Genomic DNA, 25,394 nt, shown 5'->3' on the forward strand with positions numbered 1-25,394 from the left:
GCAGGGAGGAGCCGCTCAGGAAGTTCCCGAAACCGAACCCCGCCCGCCACCGCGTCTCCGCAGCGCCGTCGTCGTCCAGTGGCAGCGATATAGGGCCGGGCTCGAAGGCTGTCAAACACTTTTTTGAACAATTTGTCACAGGCTGGTGACGAGGGGCGAAACCGGGCGGAATTCCGCGCCCGCCGCGCATTCGCCACGGTTCGGCGCGATAGGCCCCGGCGCCGCCTCGGTCGGTTGATTGCCTCGCCGCCGCGTCGGCGCTAACAGATCGGATCGCTTCCCGCGCTCTCGATCGCGGGAACGGAGCGGAAAGAACCGTTTTGACGACAGCTGCTCCCGCCTTTCCTCGTCTCGTCGCGCGGGGCGACCGCGCGGTCGCCGGCATGGAGCTCGGCGTCGAACCGCCCATCCGTCTGGGCGACGACCGCCTCGACCGCGCCGAACGCCGCAGAGCCTCGCTTCGCTGGCTCGCGGGCGCGGCGCTCACGGGCTTGAGCGGCGTCGCCCTGATCGGCGCCGCGCTCTATTTCGATCTCGACAGCCAGTACGATTTCGCCGACGCGCCGGAATTCGTCGCCAACGCGGCGCCGGCCGACTCGCAGGAAGAAGGCGTCAGCGGCGGCAAGGGCGACAGGTTGCTGCGGCCGGTCGACATCGTATCCGACAAGCAGACCTACAGCGTGCCCACGACCCTCAAGGTCGGCGACAAGGAAGTGGTGAGGGCGCGCGCGTTCACCCGTCTGCAGACCACCCTGACGCTCACGCCGACCGGTTTCGCCGACGCGGTGCCGCCGTTCAATCCCCTGAAACTCAGCGACCGGGCGACGACGGCGGACGCCGCGCCCGATCCGGGCCCGGTGCAGGACGACGCCGAAGTGGCGTTCCGCACGACCGACCTCACGCCGCAGGACGCCGCTGGCGCGACCGGCGAACTTTCGGCCGCCGAGGCGCAGGCGCAGATCGTCGAGACCCTCAAGGCAGGCCCCGAGACGCCGAAGGCGCCCCTGCAGCCGTTGCCGCCCCAGCTCATGCTGATGCGGACGAGCCAGGCCGGCGACCCGCTCGCCGCGTCGCTCGCCTATGCGACGGTCGGCAGCGTCAGCCCGAACGCGCCGTTCGCTTCGATCGAAGTCCGCATGATCCCGGAAAACGTCACCAACGTCGCCAAATCGGCCGGGCCGGACGACGCCTCGCCGACGGAGAAACTGGTCGCGATGCGGCACGGCGAATCCTTCGAGGACGTGCTCAGGGCCAATGGCGCGACCCCCGAGGCGGCCGCCGCGATCGTCGCCGCTTTCGGGGTGAAGCGCGGCGAATCCCCGGTCGGCGAGGGGCAGAAGATCCTTCTCCTGCCCGAGGAGCCGGGCGCGCGCGGCGACAGGCCGCGGATCGCCCGGGTCGCGGTCTACGCCGACGACCAGCTGAAGGCGACCGTCGCGGTCGACGATCGCGGAAACTACGCTCCCGTCTCCGCCAGGACCGCCGCCGCGCCGCGCAAGGCGCAGGCCGATTCGGGCGATTCGGGCGGCATGAGCCTCTATCAGAGCCTGTACGAGACGGCGCTGAAGCAGGGCCTGTCCAAACCGATGATCGAGCTCCTGACCCGAGTGTTCGCCAACGACGTGGATTTTCAGCGCTCGACGTCGGCCGGAGACGCGGTCGAGGCCTTCTTCTCGGACCCCGACGACCTCGACCCGCGGCCCGAGCTGCTCTACGCCACCCTCACCGTTCACGATCAGACGTACAAATATTACCGTTTTCAGGCGCCTGACGACAACAGCGTCGATTATTACGACGAGAGCGGCCGCTCGAACCGGAAATTCCTGCTGCGCAAGCCGATCGCCGAGGGCGACATCACCTCGCCGTTCGGCATGCGCTACCATCCCATCCTCGGCTTCACCCGCATGCACACCGGCGTCGACTGGGGCGCGCCGATCGGCACGCCGATCTACGCCGCCGGCAACGGCGTGATCATCAAGGCGGCGTGGGACTCCGGCTACGGGCGCCGGGTCGAGATCCAGCACGCCAACGGCTACGTCACCACCTACAACCACATGTCCGGCTTCGGCCGCGGGGTCACCGAAGGCGCCCATGTCGCGCAAGGTCAGGTGATCGGTTATCTCGGGTCGACCGGCCTTTCGACCGGGCCGCATCTGCACTACGAGGTCGTCATCAACGGTAATTTCGTCGACCCGATGGCGATCAAGCTCGCCCGCACCCGCGAGTTCGACGGCAAGATGCTGGCGGCGTTCAAGCGCGAACGCGACCGAATCGACGCGTTCCGCGCCCAGGCGCCGTCCGCCGCCGCCGAATCCGTCGACAAGCCCGCGACCGGCCTCACCGCCAGGATCAACTGAGCGCGACTTCGAACGCCGGCGCGTCTGCGCGGCCGAAGCCGAGCGCTTGGACCACCTCGGCGGCCGAGATCCCCTGCGCCCGCAGATCGGCGAGCGACGGCGAGCCGCGACTCTTCGCCAGCTTGCCGCCGGCCGGGTCGAGCACGAGACGATGGTGGCGATAGCGCGGCGCCGGCAGGCCCATGAGCGCCTGCAGGAGGCGGTGGACCGAGGTCGCGGCCAGCAGGTCGCGCCCGCGCACGACGTCGGTCACGCCCTGAAGCGCGTCGTCGACCGTGACCGCGAGATGGTAGCTCGCGGCGAGGTCCCGCCCGCCGAGGACGACGTCGCCCCAGGCCGCGGGGTCGGCGATCCGGGTCTCGGCCGCCGTCCCCTCGCCGTACTCGATCCAGGCGAGCGGACCCGCGACCGCGGCGAGGGCGCGGCCCATGTCCAGCCGCCGCGCCGCCTTGTCGCCACGCGCGAGTCGCGCCCGCCGCTGCGCGCCGGTCAGCGCCCGGCACGCGCCCGAATAGAGCGGAGCGCCGTCGGGATCGCGTCCGACGGCGGCGCGCGCGACTTCGGCGCGGCTGCAGAAGCACGGATAGACGAGCCCCGCCTGCTCGAGCCGGGAGAGCCGGGCGGCATAATCGGCCGTGTGCTCGCTCTGGCGCCGCGGCGCGCCGTCGAAACCGACCCCGAGCCAGGCGAGGTCGAAGCGGATGGCGTCCTCGTGAAGGCGCTTGCAGCGACTCCTGTCGAGGTCTTCAATGCGCAGCAGCAGCCGTCCGCCGGTCTCCCCGGCGCGGCGCTGGTTCATCAGCGCGGAATAGGCGTGTCCCAGGTGCAGCGCGCCGTTGGGGGTCGGCGCGAACCGGAAGACGGAGGAAGGGGCGGCCTCGGACATGGCGGACAAGCGGATGCACAAGCCCGGCCGTCGCGCAAGCCGCGGGAAGCCGCCGCCCGGCGCGCGGCTCTATCGTCCCGGGCCGCCGATCGCCGACGAAGCGAGCCTCGGCGCGGCCGTCGAAGCCCTTCGCGCGCAGGATCCCGAGCTGATGGCGCGGCTTCTGGCGGTCGCCGGGCCGCCGCCGCTGCGGCGGCGCGCGCCCGGGTTCGCCGGGCTCGCGGCGATCGTCGTGTCGCAGCAGGTGTCGGTGGCGAGCGCGCGCGCGATCCTCGGCCGGCTCGAGGCGCGCGTGGCGCCGCTCGACGCGGAGCGGCTGGCCGCGGTCGGCGACGAGGATCTCAGAACTTGCGGCCTGTCGGCGGCGAAGATCCGCGCGCTGAGGGCGGTGGCGCGGGCGATCGCCGACGGCGCTCTCGATCTCGATCGCCTCGCGGAGCTCGACGCAGAAGGGGCGCATCGCGCCCTCGTCGCCATCACCGGGATCGGTCCGTGGACGGCCGACATTTTCCTCATGTTCTGCCTCGGCCATCCCGACGCCTTCGCCGCGGGCGACCTCGCCCTGCAGGAGGCGGCGCGACTGGCGTTCGATCTCGAGGCGCGGCCGGACGCGGCGCGGCTCGAGCGCCTGGCCGAGCGCTGGCGTCCGTGGCGGGCGGTGGCGGCGCGCGTGCTGTGGGCCTACTACCGTGCGGTGAAGGCGCGTTCCGGGATGGCTCTCGCCGACGGTTCCAGCTAAGTCCGACGCCGGAAGTCGAAGTGGAGAGATTCCGATGAGCGTTGCGCTGGACGGACCGCGAATACAGGCGAGCGGCGGCAAGGCGACCGCGCTGGTCGTCTTCCTGCACGGCTACGGCGCCGACGGGAACGACCTGATCGAGATCGGCCATCAATGGCGCAAGCTGCTGCCCAACACGGCTTTCGTGTCGCCACACGCCCCCGACCGCTGCGCCGCCTCGCCCATGGGCCGGCAGTGGTTCGCCCTCGCCTCCACGGCGCCGGACGATCCGGCCGGCGGCGCGGAACGCTGGAACGGCGTCGTCAAGGCCCGGGGCGCGATCGACGCCTTCCTCGACGCCGAACTCGCGCGCCTCGGCCTCGACGAGTCGCGGCTGGCGCTGGTCGGTTTCAGCCAGGGGACGATGATGGCGCTGCACGTCGGGCTCAGGCGCCGACGCGCCCCCGCCGGGATCGTCGGCTATTCGGGTATGCTGGTCGGTCCCGAGCGGCTCGGCGAGGCCAAGGCGCGGGACGCCCGCGGCGCGCCGCCGCCGGTGCTTCTCGTCCACGGCGACCGCGACCCGCTCATCCCGGTCGACGCCCTGTTCGCGGCGGCCGACGGGCTGGCCGGCGCCGACATTCCGACCCAGTGGCACATTTCCTTCGGCGTCGCGCACGGCATCGACGGCGGCGGCCTTCAGCACGGCGGCCTGTTTCTCGCGCAGGCGCTTCGCGCTCCCAAGCGCTGAGCCCGCGACCCGGCGCCCGGGCCGTCGCGCGGCCCCCCCAAAAAAAAGGAGGCCGCCTTTCGGCGGCCTTCGAGTCTAGGGAGGAAACGCCCAAGGAGGGCATGTGCAGCGCAACCGCGCCGCACCCGACCTATCTAGTGCTGCACCGCAGCAAAGGCAAGAACTTTCGTTCCAGTTTGCGAGCAAAAGTTGCGGCGCCGATCAAAAATTCCCATCTAATCCTGAAAAGTCAAAGGTTCTTCGGCCACCAGTGATCGTCGGTCCGATTATCTCGAAAACGGGTGGCCAGGGAGCGGCTGTGTCAGCGAATGGCTTCGCTCTCGATGATCAGGTCGACCTTGTCGCCGATGTAGGGAATGTAGGTCTTCAGACCGAAGTCCGAGCGGTTCAGCGAGCCCCTCGCCGAGAATCCGACTGCGTCGGCCTTGTCGGTCGGGCGAACGCCCGCCTTGTTGAAGGCGACCTCGAGCGTGACCGGCTTGGTGACGCCGAGCAGGGTGAGATCGCCGGTGAGTTCGCCGGACTTGTCTCCCGTCTTCTTGAAGGTCTTGCCGACGAACGTCATGTCCGGGAACTCGGCGACGTTGAACCAGTCCGCCCCCTTGAGGTCGGTGTCGCGCGGGCCGAACTGCGACTGAAGGCTCGCCGTCTTGATGTCGACGCTGAGCTTGCTCGCCGCGGGATTGGCCGGGTCGAACGCGACCGCGCCGGTCGTGTCGCCGAACAGGCCGATCATTTTCGAAAAGCCGAGGTGGTCGACCATGAAGAGAACATGGGTGTGGCTCGGGTCGATCTTGTAGTCGGCGCCGGCGAACGCCGGAGCGGAGACGCCGAGAGCGGCGAACGAGGCGAGCGCGAGCGGTGCAAGGAAGCGCATGGGAAGTCCTCAGGTTGCGAGGGGATTGTCGTGACGCAGCAGCAGGAGCGCCACGATCACCGGCAGCGGTGACAGGATGGCCAGCCCGGACACGACCCATGCGACGACGGGACGCCTCTCGAGGGCGGGCGGCAGCAGGCGAGCAGCCAGCGGGCCGAGGAAGGGCGCGAGCGCGATCAGCGCCAGGGCGAAGGGATCGGCGTTGCGAGTGACGAGCGCAATGGTGTCGAGCGCGGCGAGGAGGCCGCTCCCGGCGCCGAGCATCGCCGCAGGACCGAGCCGGCGCGGGGCGAGAAACCCGTCCGCCGACAGCACGGCCGCGCCCGCAGCCAGCCCGAGGCAAAGGCCCACTCCGGTCGACGACCCGCCGAACAGCAGCGCCGGCGCCGACAGCGCGGAGACCGCCGCCAGACCCGCGAGCGCCGCGGCGCCCCCGCCCGAGGGTCGAGGCTCGGCCGCGAGGCGATCGAGGCCCCACAGCGCGAGACCACCGCCGAGGACGAGCGCGGGGAACAGAACGAGGCCGATCGAATCGGGATTGGCCAGCTTCGTCGACCCCACCCATCCGGCGGCGACCAGGGAAGCGAGCCCGGCGAGCGCCCAGCGCGGAAGCGATGCGAATGCGTCGAGGGCCAGCGCCGCCAGCGTCACGGCGACCGCGACATAAAAGACCTTGTTGGCGGCGCCGACGGGCGGGAAAGTCGGAATCTTCTGGTAGGTGACGACATAGGCGACGAGGAAGACGGCGGGCGCGGCGAGCGTCGCCGCCGTGCGCGACCCGCTCAGCCGCGCCGCGGCGGCGAACGCCAGCGCCACAATGACGCAGGCCGAAAGGACGGGCAGGAAGGGGCTGTCGACGATCGCGTCCATGGGCGGTTCCGAGAGAGGCGGCCGGGGCGCCGCCGCTACAAACCGGTACCTTGCTATGAATTGCGGGACAATTTACGATCCTGGCACATAGCTGTTGCGTTTGGAGCAACAATGGACCGATTCGCCGCGCTCGAAGCGTTTGTCAGGGTCGCGGAGACGCAGTCGTTTTCCGAAGCGGCGCGGCGCCTTCGCATCTCGAAATCGGCCGTCAGCCGGAGCGTCGGCGCGCTCGAGACCGAGCTCGGCGCGCGGCTGTTCAACCGCACGACGCGATCGCTGAACCTGACCGAGGCCGGCCGCGGCTATCTGGAGCGGGTGACCCGGATTCTCGCCGACCTTGAAGACGCCGATCGCGCTCTCGGGCGGCTTCAGGCGCGCCCGCGCGGGCGCCTCCAGGTCAGCGCGCCGATGAGCTTCGGGTTTCTCCACCTCGCCCCGGCCCTGCCGGAGTTTCTCGCCCGCTTTCCCGAGGTCGACGTCGAGATGGCGCTCAGCGACCGCTTCGTCGACCTGGTCGACGACGGCTTCGACGTGGCGCTGCGAATCGGCGCCCTGCCGGATTCGAGTCTCGTGGCGCGGCGGATCGCGCCGATCCGGCTGACTTTGTGTGCGAGTCCCGACTACTTCGGCCGGCGGGGGACGCCGCAGGCCCCCGACGAGTTGAAGGCGCACGAATGCCTGCGCAATCGGACGGTCGCGCGCGTGGAGGAATGGCGCTTCGTCGATCCGGACGGAAAGCCGCGCCTCGTCCCGGTCTCTGGCCGGGTCGGCGCCAACAACGGGGACGCGCTGCGGGCGATGGCGCTCGCCGGCGTCGGCGTCGCCCTGCTGCCGACCTTTATCGTCGGCCCGGACCTGAGCGCGGGCGCGCTCGTTCCGGCGCTCGACCGCTTCCTCGCCCAGGACCTCGCGATGAGCGCGGTCTATCCGCACTCGCGCCATCTGTCACCGAAAGTGCGCGCCTTCGTCGACTTCCTGGTCGAGCGGTTCGGCAGGCGGCCGTACTGGGACCCTGTCGATCGCGTCGACGAGACGGCCTGATCCGCCCAGGCGAAAAAAAAACGGGCCGGCCCCGCGAGGGGCCGGCCCGCCGAACGATCCGGCGAAGCGAGCGAAGGGGAGGCGCCGCCTCGACCGGACCGATCGGAGGTTACGAAACCGCGGTGGGCATCGCGATGAAATGCGTACCGTTGTCGTTCTTGACCTGCATCAGCACCGACTTCTTGCCGTCTGACTTGGCGGAGTCGAGCGCCGCGGCGACCTCGGAGGGATGCGACACCGACTTGCCGCCGACCGCCAGGATGACGTCGCCGGTCTGCAGTCCCTTCTGGGCGGCCGTGCCGTCGGGGTCGATCCCGGCCACGACGACGCCGCTCTTGCCGGCCCCCTCGACCGCGGTCGCGGGCTCGAGCGCCATGCCGTACTTCGCCATCGCGTCCTTCGGCCCCCGATCCGGAGCGTCGGCGCTCGCCTGGCGCTCGTCCGACAGCGAGCCCAGCGTGACCTTGACGGTCTCGGTCGAGCCGCCGCGCACGATCGTCAGGACGATGTCCTTCTTCGGTCCCAGCGCCGCGATCTTGCGGGCGAGGTCGTGGGAATCGGCGATCGAGTCGCCGTTGACCGCGGTGATCACGTCCCCGTCCTTCAGGCCCGCGGTCGCGGCGGGCGAATCCTTCTCCGCCTTGTCGACGATCGCGCCCTTGGGTTCCTTGAGCCCCAGGCTGTCGGCGATGTCCTGCGACACCGGCTGGATCTGCACGCCGAGCCAGCCGCGCGCGACCTTGCCGTTGTCCTTGAGCTGCGCGACGACGGTCTTGGCGACGTCGCTGGCGATCGCGAAGCCGATGCCGACGCTGCCGCCTGACGGCGAGAAGATCGCGGTGTTGACGCCGACGACCTCGCCCTCGGCGTTGAAGGTCGGCCCGCCCGAGTTGCCGTGGTTCACCGGCGCGTCGATCTGGAGGAAGTCGTCGTAGGGGCCGGCGCCGATGTCGCGGCCGCGCGCCGAAACGATGCCGGCCGTGACCGTGCCGCCGAGGCCGAACGGATTGCCGACCGCAATCACCCAGTCGCCGACGCGCGGAGACTGCGCGGCGAACGAGACATACTGGAAGTCCGAGCCGTCCTTGACCTTGAGCAGCGCGAGGTCGGTCTTGGGGTCCGTGCCCACGACGCGCGCCGGGATGGTCTTGCCGTCGGCGGTGGTGACGGTGACCTCGGTGGCGTGGTCGACGACGTGGTTGTTGGTCACGATGTAGCCGTCGGGGGAAATGAAGAAGCCCGAGCCCTGGGCCATGCCGGTGTGCGGGCGCTGTTCGTGGCGCTCGCCGTCGCCGAACTGCTGCGGCGCGCCGGGCATGCCGAACTGGCGGAAGAATTTCTCCAGCGGCCCGCCCTTCGGAAAGTTGGGCATGGGCTGGGCGTCGCCCTCGTCGTCGGAAATCTTGGTCTCGGAAATCTTGACCTTCACCGAGACGACCGCGCCTTTGACGTGGTCGACGACGTCGGCGAAGGACGCCGGGCCGGCGGAGGCCATGGGCGCGGCGGCGATGGCGGGATTGGTCGAGAGCGGCAGCGCCTCGATCGTCACGGCGCCGACCGCAGCGACTGCGACCGCCCCGAGCAGCGCCCCGCGCACGGACCGACCCGGACGGACGGAAAACAGATTGCCCACGTGTTTGAACTCCATGACTGTTGAACCTGGACGGACCGGAACGTGTCCGGCGCGATGGAGCCGTTCTACGTTTGCGGCGTTTGCGCTGCGGTTTCGGGGAGATGAACAGTTGGTAAGATCGCTGGGCGTGACGCGGCGGGAAGCGCGCACCGAGGGCCGGGGACGATCGCGGCCGCGCCGGCCTTCGGCGCGGCGCCGAGGCCGAATTGGTTCGCCGAAGCTCGAGGAGCGCACGACATCGTCTCGGTCGAGGGCGTCGTACGCGTCGATCGCCATGCCGTCGGCGAGGGTTTCGAACAGCGCCTCGATCGGGACGCGCGCGCCCGTGACGACGGGACGACCGCTCGACACGGCGGGATCGGAGACGATGAGATCGTCCAACGTCGCCGCCTTCCGGGTCTCGTCGATCATGGCGGCGCCCTGAACATTCGTCCCGATCGCGCCAGCATCGTGACGCCGAGCGAAGCCGTGGGGACAGCCGGTCGCCGGCCCTGGGTCGATTGCCCGGATGACGAGAGGCTCGGGAAGGGTCCTGTTGCTCGAACCCGGCCGCGGCTGAAAAATCAGACCGCCGGCTCGCCCGACGACACAGACCCCGAGCGGACCCGGCCAGGGGTCTCGCGCCAGCGGAAATCGAGGGTGGCGGGGCGAGGATGGTGGGGGAGGTAGGACTCGAACCTACGAAGGCTTAGCCAGCGGATTTACAGTCCGCCCCCTTTGCCGCTCGGGACACTCCCCCGCATCCGGTCGATCCGGACGACAACGCCTCGGGCAGGCCGAGGCGCGGTCGGCGGCTTATCTTTCCTCGACCCTCGGACTGTCAACTGGAAAATCGCGCCCGACGGCGCCGCGATCCGTCGCGCTCACTGGTCAGGGGTCCCGAACCGGCCTAGAGCTTCGTCCCGCACTCGAAGCCGCAAGGGCGTTCCATGACCCGCAACCGCCAAAGGCGCGGCGCCGAGCCGCCCCGGACATCCGACGAGCGCCGGCCCGGCGCTGCGAAGCCGCGCGCCGCGCCGCAGCCTGCCGCCGAAGCCGGGCGGGCGCGCGACCGGCCGCGGGAGCGGCGCGAACCGGACGTCGCCCGGATCTACGGCTTCCACAGCGTCGAGGCGGCGCTGAACGCGCCGCGCCGGGAACTGATCCGGCTCTACGCCACCGCCGCGGCGGCCGAGCGCCTGAAGGCCGCGATCGACGCCCGCGGGGTCGAGACCCGCATCGTCGGCCTGGAGGAGGTGGCCGGCCGCTTGCCGCGCGATTCGGTGCATCAGGGCGTCCTGCTGGAAGCGCGGCCGCTCGCGCCGATCGATGTTTCGGAACTGCCGGCGCGCGGACTCGTGCTGGTCCTCGACCAGATCACCGATCCGCACAACGTCGGCGCGATCTTCCGCACCGCCGCCGCCTTCGCCGTCGACGCCGTCGTCACCACCGAGCGCCACGCCCCGGAACTGTCCGGCGCGCTCGCCAAGTCCGCCTCGGGCGGGCTCGAACACGTGCCGATCTGCTCGGTGACCAATCTGTCGCGGGCGCTGACCGAAATGGGCGAGATGGGATACCAGCGCGTCGGCCTCGATTCGGAAGCGCCGACGACGCTCGACGCCATCCCCCTCGCCCGCCCGCTGGCGCTCGTGCTCGGCGCCGAGGACAAGGGCCTGCGCCGCCTCACCCGCGAGCGCTGCGACGCGCTCGCGCGCCTCGACCTGCCCGGCGCGATCCGGAGCCTCAACGTCTCGAACGCCGCCGCGATCGCGCTGACGCTCGCCTGGGGGAAAGTCGGGAAGGCGTGAACCGCCGCTACCGAAGCGCCGACGCGGGACGACCGGCGCGTCGGCTTCGTTGCATTCCGGGCTTGCGCGCGGTCCGTCGCTCGTCCCCGGCGGCGGCGCGCGCGGGGCGGTCCGCCTACAGCATGCTCGGCAGCACCCGGTCCGGCGGACGGTGGCCGTCCACGAACGTGCGGATGTTGATGATCACCTTCTCGCCCATGTCGGCGCGGCCCTCGTTCGTCGACGACCCCATGTGGGGCAAGAGGGTGACCTTGCTCGCCCGCGCGAGCGCGATCAGCTTCTCGTTGACCGCCGGCGCGTGCTCGAACACGTCGAGGCCGGCGCTGGCGAGTTCTCCCGCCTCCAGCATCCGCACGAGCGCGTTCTCGTCGACCACCTCGCCGCGCGCCGTGTTGATCAGAATGGCGTCCGGACGCAGGTGCTTGAGGCGGCGTGCCGACAGAAGATGGTAGGTGCCCGGCGTGTGCGGGCAATGGATCGAGACGAAATCCATCCGCGCCAGCATCTGGTCGAGCGAATCCCAGTAGGTCGCCTCGAGCGACTCCTCGATCTGCGGCGCGACGCGGCGGCGGTTGTGATAGTGGATCGACATGCCGAACGCCCGCGCCCGCCGCGCGACCGCCTGGCCGATGCGGCCCATGCCGATGATGCCGAGGCGCTTTCCGGTGATCCGGCGGCCGAGCATCCAGGTCGGCGTCCAGCCGCCCCAATGTCCGTCGGGAATGACGTGCGAGCCCTCGACCAGCCGGCGCGCCGTCGACAGAATCAGCGCCATCGTCATGTCGGCCGTGTCTTCGGTCATGACGCCCGGCGTATTGGTGACCGTGATGCCGCGTCTGAGCGCGCTGGTGACGTCGATGTGATCGACGCCGTTGCCGAAATTCGCGATCAGGCGCATCTGGTCGCCCGCCTGGGCGATCATGGCGGCGTTGATGTGATCGGTGATGGTGGGAACGATGACGTCCGCCTCACGCATCGCCTCGACGATCTCGGCCTGCGACATCGGCTTGTCTTCGATGTTGAGGCGGGCGTCGAACAACTCGCGCATGCGGGTTTCAACGAGTTCGGGCAGCCGCCGCGTCACGACGACAACCGGTTTCTTCTTGGTCATGAACGCCGCCCTTTCCGCCCTGCCTGCGCCTTTTTCGCTTTGGCTTCGTCTTCGAACATCGCGTCCACGCCTTCAAGCGGTTTACGCCCCGTTAACGCCGCACGCAGCAAATGGCGTCGCCGGCGACCGGCGGCGGGCTCGCGGGCCTGTCTAACAGATGGCCGGGCAAAGACAAGGATGGCCTCTCCGCCATCGAGGAATCCACGATGAACCGACGCCTCCGCACCAAGCCCACGCGCCGCCTGGCGCTCGCCGCCCTGTGCCTCGCCGCGCTGACGCCGGCTCTGGCTTTCGCCGACCAGGTGGGCACGGTGACCAGGCTGCCGCTGCCGCGCTTCGCGAGCCTCAAGACCGACCGGGTGAACCTGCGCGAGGGCCCGTCCAAGGACCACGCGACCAAATGGGTCTACCAGCGCGCCGGGCTGCCGGTGGAGATCACGGCGGAGTTCGAGATCTGGCGGCGGATCCGCGATTCGGAAGGCGCCGACGGCTGGGTTCTGCACTCGCTCCTCTCCGGCCGCCGAACGGCGCTGGTGACGCCGAACAAGAAGGGGGAGAGTTCCAAGATCTACGCCCGTCCCGCCGCCGGAGCCGACCTCGCCGCGACGCTGCAGTCGGGGGTGATCGTCAACCTGCGCAAGTGCGACGGCGACTGGTGTCAGGTCGACGGAGACGGTTTCAAGGGCTATATCGAGCAATACAAGCTCTGGGGGGTCTACCCCAACGAGAAGATTGAATGACGGACGGGTCGGGCAGCGTGAGTCATCGCGATATGAGCGCAGTCTTGCCGCCCGAGCCGGAGGGCCTCGGACTCGAAGCGCGGCGTCTGCGGCTCAACACCCTCATCGCCCTCAGGTGGCTCGCCGTCGCCGGCCAGACGGCCGCCGTCGTGATCGGCGTGTTCGGCCTCGGCCTCGGCTTCCCGGCGGTCGCCTGCTTCGCCCTGATCGCCGCCTCCGCCGCGCTCAACCTCGCGCTGCGATGGTTCTATCCGAAGAGCGTCCTCCTGAGCGAGCGCGACGCCACGATCTTTCTCGCCTACGACATTCTTCAGCTCGCGGGCCTGCTTTTCCTCACCGGCGGAGTGTCCAACCCCTTCGTCATTCTGCTGCTCGCGCCGATCGTCATCGCGGCCGGGTCGTTGCCGCTCGACCGGGCGCTTGGCCTTTCGGCGCTGGCGCTGGTCTGCGCGACCGCGCTGCTGCGCTTCAACCTTCCGCTGCCCTGGATCGGCGGCGGCGAGCTGGACCTTCCCCCGCTCTATGTCGCGGGGCTCTGGCTCGCGCTCGTGGTCAGCGCGGCGTTCCTGACGCTCTACGCCCATCGGGTGGCCGCCGAAACCCGCCAGACCGCGAGCGCGCTGACGGCGGCCGAGCTCGTTCTGGCGCGGGTCCAGCATCTTTCGCAACTCGACGGCCTCGCCGCCGCCGCCGCGCACGAACTGGGCACGCCGCTCGCGACGGTCGCGCTGGTGGTCAGGGAAATGGCGGCCCAGAAGCCGCACGACGAAGCGTTCGCCGACGACCTGAGCCTGCTCGAGGAATCGGTGGATCGGTGCCGGGCGATTCTCGGAAAACTGTCGGCGCCCGCGGATCTCTCCGGGCAGCCCATGGACGTGTCGAGCCCGGTGGAGCTCGCGGAGCTCGCCGCGGCGCCCCATCGCCTGCTCGGCATCGCCATTTCCGTCGTCGGCGAAGGGCCCGAGCCGCCGCCGAAATGTCCGCGCAACCCCGGAGTTCTCTACGGTCTCGGCAATCTGATCGAGAACGCGGTGAGTTTCGCCGAACGCGAGGTCAAGATCAGCGCCGACTGGACACGATCGACAGTGACGATCGTCGTTTCGGACGACGGGGCGGGATTTCCTCCGGGCGTGCTGTCGCGGATCGGAGAGCCCTACCTGTCGGAACGGGACCGGGCGCGGCGGTCGGAGAAGGCGGGCGGCGGGCTCGGCCTCGGACTGTTCATCGCGCGTTCGCTGCTCGAGCGGTCGCGCGCGAGCCTGCGCTTCGACAACGCCTCCCCGCCCGCGACCGGCGCCCTCATCACGGTGCAGTGGGCGCGCAGCGCCTACGAGGAGGGTCGACGCGGCGATAAATAGTCGATAAGATTTTGCTGGCGAACCTGTTTGCGTTAACACGGACGGTATGGACAAGGACGCATCCCACCAGTCGACGAGCCAGAGTCAGAGCGGCGGGGAGACCCTCGACAAGTCGCTGCTCGTCGTGGACGACGATCGCCTGTTCTGCGACAGGCTTGCTCGCGCCATGGCGGCGCGCGGTTTCATCGCGCGCACCGCCACCAACGTGTCCGAGGCGCTGGCCGCGATCGAGACGTCGCCGCCCGCCTTCGCCGTGATCGATCTGAGGCTTGGCGACGGCAGCGGCCTCGATGTGATGCGCGCTCTCAAGGCGCGGCGTCCCGATTCGCGCGGCGTCATCCTGACCGGCTACGGCGCGATCGCGACCGCGGTGATGGCGGTCAAGCTCGGCGCCTTCGATTACCTCGCCAAACCCGCCAACGCCGACGACGTGGTCGCCGCGCTGATGGCCGGCCGGCTCGACACGCCGGCCGAGCACGACCCGCCGATGTCGGCGGACCGGGTGCGCTGGGAGCACATCCAGCGCATCTACGAAGCCTGCGAGCGCAACGTGTCCGAGACCGCGCGCCAGCTCAACATGCACCGGCGAACGCTGCCGCGGATCCTCGCCAAGCGCGCGCCGAAGTAGGGCGCGCTCCCGGGCCGGGGCGGCCCGGGCGGTCGGCTCGGGGTCGAGGACCCCGATCTGCGCGGGACGTTCTCGGGCAGCGGCCTGCGGGAAGCCGCCGATCTCGGCGGCGACGGAGCGCGACGCCTTCGTCCCCCCTTCAGCGCGCCCCGCCGCCTGCTTCCGCTGTCTCGCCGGGCGCCGACAGCGGTCGATCCGAGCTGTCTCCCGGCGAGACGTCGCGGCTTGCCGCGTGATCATTTCTCTTGCGACAGCGCGACCGGATTGGGCCGCGCCTCGCGGGCTGTGGCAAGGACGATCCACCCTTCCGGCTCGGAGTATCAATTGTCGCGGTCGGGGAGCGACCCGAATGAAGTTTCGACGTTCACACAAGCGTTGCCCCCGGCGCGGCGCCGCGCCGCCTGTTGCGGACGGCGAGACTCCGGGCCTGTCAGGTCGACGCCCATGATCTCGGCGCGCCGCTCTCACCGTGCTTGAGTTGGCGCTCGAGCAGGATGAGCGCATCGGCTGTCATCTCGGCGTCCAGCAAGGCGCCGTGCCGGCCGTCTCTTTCGCTGCTGTCAATCACCAGACGATCGCACATCGCAGTCAGAGACCTGGTGGCGCCTGGGAAAAGCTGGGCGAACAGGACCTGAGTGCATAAGTAACGCTCGTCGGGGTAGGCGCTCTCCCCCCACGCGATCACCTTGGCGCGGGCGAACTCATAGTCGAGAAAACCTCGCTCGTTCTCGTAGGCGTGGGCCACGATCGGCGAGTCTCCAACGAAGTCTTTCACTCTTGGAAGGATGGTCGGGAACCGTGGCGCGTTCTTGAGTTCGGCGGGCCGAATCTTGTGGACCTTGATGGCATCGGGGTTGACTGGCCCATCGGGGTTGACCCGGGAACTCCACGTCTCGCCCTTGCGCCAAATCTCACCTTCGCGCAGCAATTCGACGAAACCGACTTCGATGACGACGCCAGGGGCTTTCCACGCGAAAGGCTGCTTGCGAATGAACTCGGCGCTCGGCGTCGGCTTGCCAGTCGTCTCGGCGTCGAAGACGACCAGCCGATCGAAACCGTCGAGGAAATTCGGCATGTACATCGCGGCGCTCCGAGTCAGCGCCAATTCCTACGCGTTTCTCCAATCGGCGTCACGGCGTCCGACCGAATGTCTCCGGTTTCGAAAACCGGATCGATGAGGACCACGCGAGGTTCGAGGTTTCGGCCCGGAGGGCCAGATCGTCTCTTGTCCCAATCCAGGCGATCGGCGCATCCTGGCGCTGAGGACGGACGGAGCCTTGCGGGTCGCGACCGCGAACGGCGCCAGTGGGCAAGGAAGCGGGTCTTGCTCGGAGACGCGGTTTTCGCCCTGAACGGAAGTTCGGCGGCGTCGCAGGGGTCGGCGCGCCATCTGTCCGTGCCGGGGGCCTCGCCCGTCAACCCAGTCTGATCGGCTTCCGCTGCGGATCGCGACGCCGATCTGGGATGAGCGCTCTGCACCGATCGACCTCCATCGGCGCCGCGGAATTTCCGCGACTCTTCGGCTCGACGACGGCCGTCTTGATCCTACAGTCATCTCGTATTATGGTAATACCCGTCAGGTGAAATTGCGCTTGCGTCACGCGGGCGGACTGAAGCCCAAGACGCAACGGCCCTTGGAGGAAACGATGAAATTGCTTGCGAAATGGTTGGTCGGAGCGGCTCTGGCCGCGGGGGCCGGAACTCTGCCGGGTCTCGCTGCGGCCGACGACGCCGCGGACATGATGAAGTCGCGGCTCGGCACGATCAGCGCTGATCCTGTGATCGCGGAGGCCTTTGCGCGCGCCGCAAAGCCGGTCACGCCGGAGATCCGGGCCAAGGCGCTGGAGTGCTGGAACAACAACGGCTGCGATACGGGCACTGGCGGCAAGATCAAGGTCGCCTACGCCGACGGATTCGGCGAGAACGTCTGGCGTCGCGTGACCGCGATGGAATTCATCGAACAGGCTCTGACCTATCCGGAGATCGGCCACATCCAATATTCGTCGGCGCGGGGGGACGCTTCGAAGGCGATCGCTGACATTCAGGCGTTTACCGCCCAGGGCGTCGATGTCATCGTCGTGTTTGCGGACCACGGCAAGGCGCTGGGGCCGGCTATCCGGGAGGCGAAGGACGCCGGCATCGAGGTCGTGCTGCACAACGGCACCGAGGCCGGAACGTCAGGCAAAGACTATCTCTCCAACGTCGCCGAGAACATCTGCCAGATGGGCAAGGAGTTCGTGAAGGCCGTGCTCGTCGGCAATCCGAACGCCAAATCGATCGTCGCGCTCGGGGGCACCCCCGGCAACCCGCTCAGCGCCTCCTGGCAGGAATGCGCGGAGAAGGAGGCTGCCGAACACCCCGGCGTCAAGATTGTCGGCAAGTTCGACACGAATTGGACTCAGGAAGGCACGTTCAACGCGGTCTCGGCGGCGCTGTCGCAGTTCGGCAAGGTCGACGGCTACATATACGAATATGCGGACGGCTTCCGCGGCGGGGTCCGTGCTTATGAAACGGAAAAGAAGCCCGAGGATTTCGTCGTTGCGCTGCGTACCGACGAGCAGGGTCTGTTTTGCGACTGGGAGGCCGCCGACCACGACGCCTTCAAGGTCTATTACTCGTCAGGTCAGAATTATCAGGCGAGAATTGCGCTGACCGCCGCGATGATGGGCAAGGAGGGCAAGACCGTTCCCGCCAAGATCGATGTCCCCTTCTCGATGAAACCCGTCCATAAGGGCATGTGCAACAAGGCGCTGCCGATGGAGATCTCCGTCTCGTCGCTCGTCGACCGCGACACGCTCGTGAAGATGTTCAGCAAATAGAATTCCACAGCAAAGTCGATGACCGGTCCGCCGGTCATCGACGCACGGTGAGGGAGGGCGGCGGTGTCGGAACTCGTGCTCCGTATCGAAGACGTGTCGAAGACATATCCCGGCGTTCTGGCGCTGGACCGGTTCAGCATCGATTGCCGGGCGGGAGAGGTTCACGCGATCCTGGGCGAAAACGGATCGGGCAAGACCACGCTGATGAAGATCGCCAGCGGGACGATTGCGCCGGACGGCGGCGTCGTCGAGATCAACGGGGCGAAGCTCGCCTCCGTCGATCCGCGTCTCGCCCGCCGGCTCGGTCTTGCGACCGTTTATCAGGATGATTCGCTCATCCGGGAATTGTCGGTCGCGCAGAATCTGTTTCTCGCCGCCCCCCCGGAGTCGGTCGCCTTCGGCGCAATGGTTCCCTGGGCGCGCGATCAACTGGCGCGCTTCGGCGTGCAAACCGATCCGACAGCCGCAGTTGGATCCTTGTCGCCGGCGCAGCGGCAATTCATCGAAATCGTGAAGGCGCTGCTCTCCGATCCGAAGGTCCTGCTGCTCGACGAGCCGACCTCGACGTTGGACATGGATGGGGTGCGAAAACTCACCGACCTCATCCACAAACTGACCGCGGGAGGCGCCGGCATCGTCTATGTCAGCCACCGGCTGCCCGAGATTCTCGAACTTGCGCAGCGCGTCACGATCCTGCGCGACGGCGTGCATCGAGGCACCTTTCCGATCACGGCCGAGGTTTCCGAGCACGACCTCGTCTCGCTCATGGTCGGTCGGGACATCGGCAGCGAATACCCGCCGAAGCCCGCGACGCTGTCCGACCGCGTCGTGCTCTCGGTACGCGGCCTTTCCGGCGATCTTTTCTCCGATGTGTCCTTCGACGCGCACGCGGGCGAAATCGTCGGCTTCGCGGGCGCCGAAGGCAACGGTCAGCGTGAAGCCCTGCGCGCGATTGTCGGCCTCGAGGACGCGCAGGGGGCGATTGTTTGTCACGGAGCCGCCGTCGACGCGTCCGCGCCGAGATCGGCGCTGGAGAGCGGGATCGTCTTCTTGAGCGCGGACCGGCCGGGCGAAGCGGTGTTCCCCGATCTCGGCGTCCAAAAAAACATGACGCTTTCGCGTCTCTCGGACTTCGCGCGCCTTGGATTTCTGTCGGGCTCCAACGAACGCGCCGCGGCCCGACTCATGAAGGCCGATTTCACCGTGGTCACCGCAAGTCTCGACAAGCCGATCAGCGGGCTTTCGGGCGGCAACCAACAGAAGGCCGTCCTCGCGCGCAGCTTTCGGGCCGGCGCTAAGGCCGTGCTGATCGACGAACCGACTCAAGGCGTGGACGCCGGCGCGCGGTTCGAGATCTATAAGGCGGTGCGCGAAAACATCAGCGGGAGCGGCGCCTGTGTCGTCAATTCGTCCGACGCGCAGGAACTCGCTGGCATCTGCGACAGGGTCCTGGTCTTTTCTCGCGGAAGAATCGTTCGCGAACTCAGGGGAGACGACGTCAACGAGGAGCGCATCGTCGCGAGTTTCCTCACCGTGCGCGACGCCAAGACCTTGAAGGAGCGATCAGAGCCGGCGGCGTTCTCGCGAATTCTTTCCGGCCTGATCCGCTACTTCGTTCACGGAAGCGAAACGTGGTGGATGCCGCTCGCATTCCTCGCCGCGTTGACGGCCCTCGTCGTCCTGTACGCCGCGTCGAAGAGCGACGTCTTTCTCCGCCCGATCAACCTTCGCCATATGTTGCAGTCCACGGCGCCGGCGGCGCTGGTTGCAATGGCCCAACTGAACGTGCTCCTGGTGCGCGGTCTCGACGTTTCGGTGGGCTCGCTGATGAGCCTTACCGTGGTCGCAGCATCGTTCCTGATCGCGTCCGACGTTCCGCTGCTCATGGCGATCCTCGGAACGCTCGGGTGCCTCGCCATCGGCGCCGTCGTGGGGTTGGCGAACGGATCGCTCGTCCGGTACGCGAAGATCAATGCGGTCATCACCACGATCGCGATGCTCAGCGTCTTGCAGGGCGTCGCGCTGATCGGTCGGCCCATTCCGGATGGCGCGATCGATTCCGGATTCAGCGAGCTTCTGAAGCGACATGTCGGATTTGCGCCAGTCTGGACCGCCGCGCTGATCGTGCTCGCGATTCTCGGCGATCTCTGGCTCCATCGCTCGCGCGCCGGCCTCGAAGTCAAGGCGACGGGGTTCCGCGAGGAGGCCGCGCGGCGCAACGGCGTCGCCGTCGGCTTCGTTCAGGTGCGCGCCTATGTCGCCGCTTCGGTGATGGCCGCGGCCGCCGGTCTCTTCCTCGGCGCCGAGGTCGGAGTCGGTCATCCGACCGTCGGCGAAAACTTTCCGCTGATGAGCATCGCGGCGGCGGTCCTCGGCGGAGCGGCGCTCGGCGGCGGCCGTGGGTCGTATACCGGCGCCTTCTTCGGCGCCTTCTTTTTCACGCTGATGATCAACGTCATTTCGATCCTCGGCCTCAGCGCCGCGGTCGGCGTGATCGCAAGCGGCGCGATGACTTTGATGGCGATCTTCTTCTACTCCGGGTTGGCGGAGGTCGACCGCTTGCTGCGCAGACTCTTTGCGCAGAGGCGACAACCGGTCGTGTCGACCCCTGCGGAGTAGATCGATGTCGGACCGCTATTTTGGAACCCGAACCCTGAAGGGCGACATGACCAACGTCGGCGCCGAATTGCAAGCCAACCCTCAGAGCCCCGCGGCGAAACCGCATGACAGGGCGCAGATCCCGATGCGCTTCGTCGCAATCTGGATCGGGCTCGGCGCGCTCATGCTCCTCAGTCGCATCTTCGTGCCGCCGAGCGTCGAATTTTCGACGCTGATGTCGGTCCTGCCCTTCGCCGCCTTTCTCACCTGCGTGACGATGGGCCAGACGCTGGTGCTGATGGGCCGCGGCATCGATCTTTCGCCGCCGGCGATCATCTCCCTGACCAGCACGACCTTGCTCGGGGTTTCCGGCGGTCATGACGACCGCATGTGGCTGGCCATCGGCGTGGCCTTGCTGGCGGCGGTTGCGGTCGGGCTTGTCAACGGCGTCCTGGTGGCCCTGGTCAAGCTCAACGCGCTGATCGTGACGCTCTCCACAGGCGCGATCGTTTCCGGCGTCACGCTCTGGTATCGCCAGAGCCTCGCCGCGGAATCCAAGGTTCCCGGCGCGCTCGCGAATTTCGGCGGCGCGCGGTTTATCGGGATTCCCACCTCGTTTTGGATCGTGGCGGCGTTGGCGGTCGTCATCGCGGTCATGATGAAGAAGACGGTCGTCGGGCGACGTTTCGAGGCGGTCGGCGCCAACCCTCGCGCAGCCTACGCCACGGGCGTCGAGATCATCCGCTATCAAGCGGGCAGCTTTGTCGTCGCCGCGCTGCTCTATGGCGTGGCCGCGATCTTGCTTTCGGCCTTCATCCGAAATCCGACGCTGGAAGTGGGCGCGCCCTATTTGCTCAGCCCGATCGCCGCCGCGGTGCTCGGCGGCACAGCGATCGCGGGCGGCATCGGGAACATGTTCGCCGTGGCCGGCGCCTCGCTGTTTCTGATCCAGCTCGACCACTCGCTCAAGATGCTCGGCCTCGCGACCTCGTATCAGCTCGTGATCCAGGGCGTCGCGATTGCGTTCGGGATGTGGCTGTCGGAAGCGACCGGCCGGGTCGGGCGGCGCTATTGACGCCGCCCGGGATCGACCACCGCTGCGCGACGGCGAGAGACCGTCGGTCTAAACCTGAGGAGGACCCGCCGTGGAGATCAGAGCGCTCATTGTTGGAGTGACCGGAATTGCGGGGAGAGGCGCGTCGCAGGCCCTGCTGGACGTGGGTGCGACTGTTTACGGACTCTCGCGTCACGGCGAGGGCGTCGTCGACGGCGCGCGCCATATTCGCGCGGACGTGTTGGATGCAAATTCGCTGGAGAGGGCGCTGTCAGGGCTCGAGCCGACCCATGTCTTTCTGACGACCTGGATACGGCGCGCGACCGAGCAGGAGAATATCGAGACCAACGCCGGGATCGTTCGGCGCACGCTCGAAGTCGCGAGTCGAGAGAACAGCGTTCAGCACGTCGCGCTCGTCACAGGCCTCAAACATTATCTCGGCCCGTTCGAATCGTACGCACGCACCGGAACTCTGCCCTTGACGCCAGTGCGCGAGGAGCAGCCCCGGCTCCCGACGCCGAATTTCTACTACGCACAGGAAGACGAGCTCTTTGCGGCCGCAGAGCGTTACAGATTCACCTGGAGCGTTCACCGGCCGCATACGATCATCGGCAAGGCGATCGGCAATGCGATGAACATGGGTACGACGCTCGCCGCCTACGCCTCGATCTGCAAGGAGACCGGACGGCCGTTCAAGTTCCCGGGTAGCGCGGCGCAGTGGAATGGCCTGACCGACATGACCGACGCGCGCGTTCTCGGCAAGCATCTCGTCTGGGCGAGCACTGAGGATCGAGCCAAGAACGACGCCTACAATATCGTCAACGGCGATGTGTTTCGGTGGAGCTGGATGTGGCCGCGCATCGCCGACTGGTTTGGGGTGCGTTGGACCGGTTTCGAAACGGAGCCCGCCCCGCTCGAAGCGCAGATGCAGGATTGCAGACCGATCTGGAAAGCGATGGCGGCCAAATACGGCCTGGTCGAAGCGGAACTCGATCGGGTCGCTTCGCCCTGGCACACCGACCTCGATCTCGGTCGCCCGCTCGAGGTGGTGACCGACATGGCCCTCAGCCGCAAACGCGGCTTCCTCGAATACCAAAGCACTGAGGAGTCGTTCCGCGATCTGTTTTCGCGGCTGCGAGAGGACCGTGTGATTCCGTAACGCCAGGCTCTACTGAAGCCGGCTTGCGAGCGGCCGCCGGAAGGCTGCGCTCGAGGGTGCAATTCGGGAACGCCGTGCTGCCGATGCAGCTCGGCGGCGGCGACGCGGGCGTCGGAGACAATATCCCGGGTCGAGCAGAAGCAATTCGTCCATCGACAGGTCCCCCGCTTTTTCGCTGACGCCGCGCGTTCATCCCACCCTGGCGGGTTGCGCCTGCGCGATTGGCCTCAGGCCGAGAATCGCGCGCGCCTCAGCCGGAGTGGCGACCGGGCGATCGTGATTGTGGCAGAGTTCGACGACACGTTTCACCAGGGCGGCGTTGGAGGGCGCAAGCGTGTTTCGATCGAGACGAACATTGTCCTCGAGTCCGGTCCTCGCATGGCCCCCCGCCGCCACGACCCATTCGTTCAGAACGATCTGGTTGGCGCCGATGCCGGCGGCGCACCACTCCGCGCCCGGCATCAGGCGCTTCGTCGTCTCGATGTAGAAGTCGAAGACGGCGCGGTCGGCCGGCATGGCGTTTTTGACGCCCATAACGAACTGAACATAGACGTTTCCCGGAATGCGGCCGTCGGCGTTCATCTCCGCGGCTTTGAAAATATGGCTGAGATCGAAGGCTTCGATTTCGGGCTTGACCGCGTGGGCGCGCATCTCCCCAGCCAGCCAGTCGACCAGATCCGGAGGGTTTTCGTAGACCCGGGTCGGAAAGTTGTTCGATCCGACGGCGAGCGAGGCCATGTCGGGCCGGAGCGACAGCATTCCACCGCGGTCTTTGCCGGACGCCGCGCGCCCGCCGGTCGAAAACTGGACGACCATGCCGGGGCAATACTTCACGACGCCCTCCTTGAGCCGGGCGAAGCGCTCGGGGTCCGAGGTCGGGTTCTGGTCGGCGTCCCGAACATGGGCGTGAACGATCGCGGCGCCGGCCTCGAAGGCGGCCTGCGCACTCTCAATTTGTTCGGCGACCGTCACCGGGACTGCCGGGTTGTCCGATTTGCGAGGCAGGGAGCCCGTGATCGCGACACAGATGATGCACGGTTTCGACATCGCGTTTCTCCCGAGGTCCAGGCCAGCAGGCCCTTGATCGATTTCAGTCTTATGGTAATACAGTATTACGGCCATGACAAGCGCCAGGCCGAAGCGAAAGCGCGGCCGCGGCGTGACTGTGCGCGGCCCTCAGGAGGAAGAGTTCCATGAGCGCACCCCTTCTCGGCACGCAAAACGCGGGATGGCATCGGTTCAAGATCGGCTCGCTCGAATGCACCGCCCTCTGGGACGGCTACATTCACCACGCCTACGACGGCCTGTTTCCCAACGGCGATCCGGCCGAGCTGCTGCGCCTGAAACAGGCGTATCGGCTTCCCCTCGACCACATTCCGATGGACCTCAATCCCGTTACGGTAAACACCGGCGAAAAGCTCTGCCTGATCGATACCGGGATGGGGCGCACGTCGACGATGTTCGGCGACAGGATGGGACGCCTGATGGAGAACCTGCACGCCGCCGGGATCAAACCGGACGAGATCGATGCGGTCTTGATGACCCACCTCCATCCCGACCATTGCTTCGGCCTCATCGACCCGGATGGCGCGCCGGCTTTTCCGAACGCCGAACTGTATTGCACCGAAACCGACTGGGCCGAGTGGACCAACGAGGACAATCTCAAGCGAAACGATTTTCGCGCCCCGTGGACGCAAGGCGCGCTCGCAGCGGTCGCGCCCTACCGCGGCCGCCTGACGCTGTTTCAGCCCGGCGCGACCTTGGCGCCGGGGCTTGCGACGTTTTCGGTGTCGGGGCACGCGGCGGGAATGGTCGCCTATATTTTCGAGAGCCAGGGACAGAAGATCGCCTTCACGGGCGACGTCTGCCACCATCAGGTGTTCGACCCGCATCACCCCGAATGGTTCTTCCATATGGACTACGACACCAACCCGCAGGAGGGTGCAAAAGCCAAGGCTGCGATCTTCGCGAAGGTCGTATCCGAAGGCATCCGGTATCACGGCTACCACTTCCCCTATCCGGGTCTGGGCGACATCGCTCGGGTCGAGGACGGCTCCTATCGCTTCCATGAGGAGGCGGCGAACCCGCGTCTGCTCTGAACGACGACGCGCGCCCCGGCGTGGTCCTTCGCGGCCCCGGCCCCGGCCGGCGTCTCTCGCCGGGGGCGGCCTCCGCCGTTCGCGAAACGGCGGCCGCTCCGCGTCAAATCCTTCGCTCACGCTCGTGTCGCACCCGAGAGAGCAAAACGATCGGCGCGGTCTAACCGACGGTGACGCCGCCGCAGACGAACAGCGTCTGCCCCGTCACGAAGCTCGAATCGTCGCTGCAAAAGAAGCTGACCGCGTTGGCGACGTCCTGCGGAGTTCCCATTCGCTTGAGCGGGATCGAGGCGATCAGGTCCCTCGTGGACTGGGAGTCGGGCGAATTGTTCTGCCAGAAGGCGGTCGTGGCGATAGGGCCCGGCGCGACGCAATTGACGGTGATTCCGTCGCCCGCGAACTCGAGCGCCCAGGTGCGCGCCATGGCCTGAAGCGCGCCCTTGCTCGCGCTGTAGAGCGTGCGATTCAGCTTCCCCAGCGTGACGCGGCTCGTGTTCATCACGATGCGTCCACCGCCGAGCCGGCGCATCGCTGGAACGAGCGCCTTCGCCGCGACGAGCGCGGTGCGCGTGTTCAGATGCATGATGCGATCGAAATCGTCGACGTCGACCGCGTCGAAGGCGGCCGGCGCCACGATGCCGACGTTGTTGATCAGCGCCGTGACCGGATAGTCGGCGGCGATCTCGGCGAAAGCGGCTTCCGCGGCGGCGCGGTCCGAGAGGTCGACCTGCCGCGCATCGGCCCGCAGACTCTCGGCCTCGGGCTCGACAACGTCGAGAACGACAACGCGATAACCATCCTTTTGAAGGCGCTCGGCGATCGCTCCGCCGATGTTCCGCGCTCCGCCCGTAACGACCGCACATTTGTCCGACATGCCGAAAAATCTCGCTCTGGTCTTTTCGTTCTCG

Annotated in this window: 21 protein-coding genes and 1 tRNA gene; 13 read left to right on the forward strand and 9 right to left on the reverse strand. The window is 67.8% G+C overall.

All coding sequences use genetic code 11. The features are described 5' to 3' along the window. Positions 1-320 precede the first annotated feature (320 nt). A complete protein-coding gene (locus DFR50_RS21730; RefSeq protein ID WP_245428024.1) occupies positions 321-2,357 on the forward strand; it encodes a peptidoglycan DD-metalloendopeptidase family protein in 2,037 nt (678 codons plus the stop codon). Here the strand turns inward: DFR50_RS21730 and gluQRS are convergent. Beyond that, positions 2,350-3,243, reverse strand: a complete 894-nt coding sequence (gene gluQRS, locus DFR50_RS21735; RefSeq protein ID WP_113891369.1) for a tRNA glutamyl-Q(34) synthetase GluQRS — start codon at positions 3,241-3,243, stop codon at positions 2,350-2,352. The genes DFR50_RS21730 and gluQRS overlap by 8 nt on opposite strands. On the opposite strand from gluQRS, the gene DFR50_RS21740 reads away from it, so the two are divergent. Together DFR50_RS21740 and DFR50_RS21745 are read left to right on the forward strand one after the other, a co-directional pair. After that, the gene (locus DFR50_RS21740) at positions 3,242-3,982 is read left to right on the forward strand and encodes a DNA-3-methyladenine glycosylase family protein (RefSeq protein ID WP_245428026.1); all 741 of its coding nucleotides are present in this window, start codon (positions 3,242-3,244) and stop codon (positions 3,980-3,982) included. The two genes, gluQRS and DFR50_RS21740, sit on opposite strands and share 2 nt — an antisense overlap. 34 nt (positions 3,983-4,016) lie before the next feature. Beyond that, positions 4,017-4,712, forward strand: coding sequence for an alpha/beta hydrolase (locus DFR50_RS21745; RefSeq protein ID WP_113891370.1), 696 nt, complete (start codon positions 4,017-4,019; stop codon positions 4,710-4,712). 301 nt (positions 4,713-5,013) lie between these two features. On the opposite strand, the gene DFR50_RS21750 is transcribed toward DFR50_RS21745, so the two are convergent. Both DFR50_RS21750 and DFR50_RS21755 read right to left on the reverse strand, forming a co-directional pair. Continuing rightward, positions 5,014-5,589 (reverse strand): YceI family protein, encoded by a 576-nt coding sequence (locus DFR50_RS21750; RefSeq protein ID WP_113891371.1) that lies wholly within the window; start codon positions 5,587-5,589, stop codon positions 5,014-5,016. Positions 5,590-5,598: 9 nt separating this feature from the next. Then, a complete protein-coding gene (locus tag DFR50_RS21755) occupies positions 5,599-6,459 on the reverse strand; it encodes a hypothetical protein (protein WP_113891372.1) in 861 nt (286 codons plus the stop codon). A gap of 111 nt (positions 6,460-6,570) precedes the next feature. Here DFR50_RS21755 and DFR50_RS21760 point away from each other — a divergent pair, with 111 nt between their 5' ends. Next, a complete protein-coding gene (locus DFR50_RS21760; RefSeq protein WP_113891373.1) occupies positions 6,571-7,500 on the forward strand; it encodes a LysR family transcriptional regulator in 930 nt (309 codons plus the stop codon). A 109-nt stretch (positions 7,501-7,609) separates the two neighbouring features. On the opposite strand, the gene DFR50_RS21765 is transcribed toward DFR50_RS21760, so the two are convergent. Both DFR50_RS21765 and DFR50_RS21770 read right to left on the reverse strand, forming a co-directional pair. After that, a complete protein-coding gene (locus tag DFR50_RS21765) occupies positions 7,610-9,544 on the reverse strand; it encodes a Do family serine endopeptidase (protein ID WP_113891374.1) in 1,935 nt (644 codons plus the stop codon). A 243-nt stretch (positions 9,545-9,787) separates the two neighbouring features. After that, positions 9,788-9,872, reverse strand: a tRNA-Tyr gene (locus tag DFR50_RS21770). Between the two features lie 190 nt (positions 9,873-10,062). On the opposite strand from DFR50_RS21770, the gene rlmB reads away from it, so the two are divergent. Beyond that, positions 10,063-10,920, forward strand: coding sequence for a 23S rRNA (guanosine(2251)-2'-O)-methyltransferase RlmB (gene rlmB, locus DFR50_RS21775; RefSeq protein WP_113891375.1), 858 nt, complete (start codon positions 10,063-10,065; stop codon positions 10,918-10,920). Positions 10,921-11,035: 115 nt separating this feature from the next. On the opposite strand, the gene DFR50_RS21780 is transcribed toward rlmB, so the two are convergent. Continuing rightward, a complete protein-coding gene (locus DFR50_RS21780; RefSeq protein ID WP_113891376.1) occupies positions 11,036-12,031 on the reverse strand; it encodes a 2-hydroxyacid dehydrogenase in 996 nt (331 codons plus the stop codon). Between the two features lie 206 nt (positions 12,032-12,237). Between DFR50_RS21780 and DFR50_RS21785 the strand changes: the two genes are divergently transcribed. Genes DFR50_RS21785 through DFR50_RS21795 form a run of 3 tightly spaced genes read left to right on the forward strand, consistent with a single transcriptional unit; the run spans position 12,238 to position 14,757 of the window. Then, positions 12,238-12,771 carry an SH3 domain-containing protein gene (locus DFR50_RS21785; protein ID WP_113891438.1) on the forward strand — a complete coding sequence of 178 codons (534 nt, stop codon included), beginning with the start codon at positions 12,238-12,240 and terminating at the stop codon, positions 12,769-12,771. A gap of 32 nt (positions 12,772-12,803) precedes the next feature. Next, the gene (locus tag DFR50_RS21790; RefSeq protein ID WP_113891439.1) at positions 12,804-14,129 is read left to right on the forward strand and encodes an ActS/PrrB/RegB family redox-sensitive histidine kinase; all 1,326 of its coding nucleotides are present in this window, start codon (positions 12,804-12,806) and stop codon (positions 14,127-14,129) included. A gap of 46 nt (positions 14,130-14,175) precedes the next feature. After that, positions 14,176-14,757: an ActR/PrrA/RegA family redox response regulator transcription factor gene (locus tag DFR50_RS21795; RefSeq protein ID WP_113891377.1), complete on the forward strand. Its 582-nt coding sequence runs from the start codon at positions 14,176-14,178 to the stop codon at positions 14,755-14,757. Positions 14,758-15,187: 430 nt separating this feature from the next. On the opposite strand, the gene DFR50_RS21800 is transcribed toward DFR50_RS21795, so the two are convergent. Continuing rightward, positions 15,188-15,838, reverse strand: coding sequence for a 3'-5' exonuclease (locus tag DFR50_RS21800; protein WP_147262843.1), 651 nt, complete (start codon positions 15,836-15,838; stop codon positions 15,188-15,190). Between the two features lie 565 nt (positions 15,839-16,403). On the opposite strand from DFR50_RS21800, the gene DFR50_RS21805 reads away from it, so the two are divergent. From DFR50_RS21805 to DFR50_RS21820, 4 genes are all read left to right on the forward strand, one after another. Beyond that, the gene (locus DFR50_RS21805; protein ID WP_113891379.1) at positions 16,404-17,576 is read left to right on the forward strand and encodes a substrate-binding domain-containing protein; all 1,173 of its coding nucleotides are present in this window, start codon (positions 16,404-16,406) and stop codon (positions 17,574-17,576) included. A gap of 63 nt (positions 17,577-17,639) precedes the next feature. Further along, on the forward strand, positions 17,640-20,195 hold the full coding sequence (locus DFR50_RS21810; protein WP_113891380.1) for an ATP-binding cassette domain-containing protein: 2,556 nt from the start codon (positions 17,640-17,642) through the stop codon (positions 20,193-20,195). A gap of 4 nt (positions 20,196-20,199) precedes the next feature. Beyond that, the gene (locus DFR50_RS21815; RefSeq protein ID WP_245428028.1) at positions 20,200-21,249 is read left to right on the forward strand and encodes an ABC transporter permease; all 1,050 of its coding nucleotides are present in this window, start codon (positions 20,200-20,202) and stop codon (positions 21,247-21,249) included. Positions 21,250-21,319: 70 nt separating this feature from the next. Next, a complete protein-coding gene (locus tag DFR50_RS21820; protein ID WP_113891381.1) occupies positions 21,320-22,387 on the forward strand; it encodes an SDR family oxidoreductase in 1,068 nt (355 codons plus the stop codon). A gap of 189 nt (positions 22,388-22,576) precedes the next feature. Here the strand turns inward: DFR50_RS21820 and DFR50_RS21825 are convergent, their stop codons facing one another. Next, on the reverse strand, positions 22,577-23,434 hold the full coding sequence (locus DFR50_RS21825; RefSeq protein ID WP_113891382.1) for a 3-oxoadipate:acetyl-CoA acetyltransferase: 858 nt from the start codon (positions 23,432-23,434) through the stop codon (positions 22,577-22,579). A 146-nt stretch (positions 23,435-23,580) separates the two neighbouring features. Here DFR50_RS21825 and DFR50_RS21830 point away from each other — a divergent pair, with 146 nt between their 5' ends. Continuing rightward, the gene (locus tag DFR50_RS21830; RefSeq protein WP_113891383.1) at positions 23,581-24,486 is read left to right on the forward strand and encodes an MBL fold metallo-hydrolase; all 906 of its coding nucleotides are present in this window, start codon (positions 23,581-23,583) and stop codon (positions 24,484-24,486) included. Positions 24,487-24,646: 160 nt separating this feature from the next. Here DFR50_RS21830 and DFR50_RS21835 read toward each other — a convergent pair whose 3' ends face one another. Beyond that, positions 24,647-25,360: an SDR family NAD(P)-dependent oxidoreductase gene (locus DFR50_RS21835; protein ID WP_113891384.1), complete on the reverse strand. Its 714-nt coding sequence runs from the start codon at positions 25,358-25,360 to the stop codon at positions 24,647-24,649. Positions 25,361-25,394: the final 34 nt, after the last annotated feature.

It is taken from the genome of Roseiarcus fermentans (genome assembly GCF_003315135.1).
GTDB classification, from domain to species: domain Bacteria; phylum Pseudomonadota; class Alphaproteobacteria; order Rhizobiales; family Beijerinckiaceae; genus Roseiarcus; species Roseiarcus fermentans.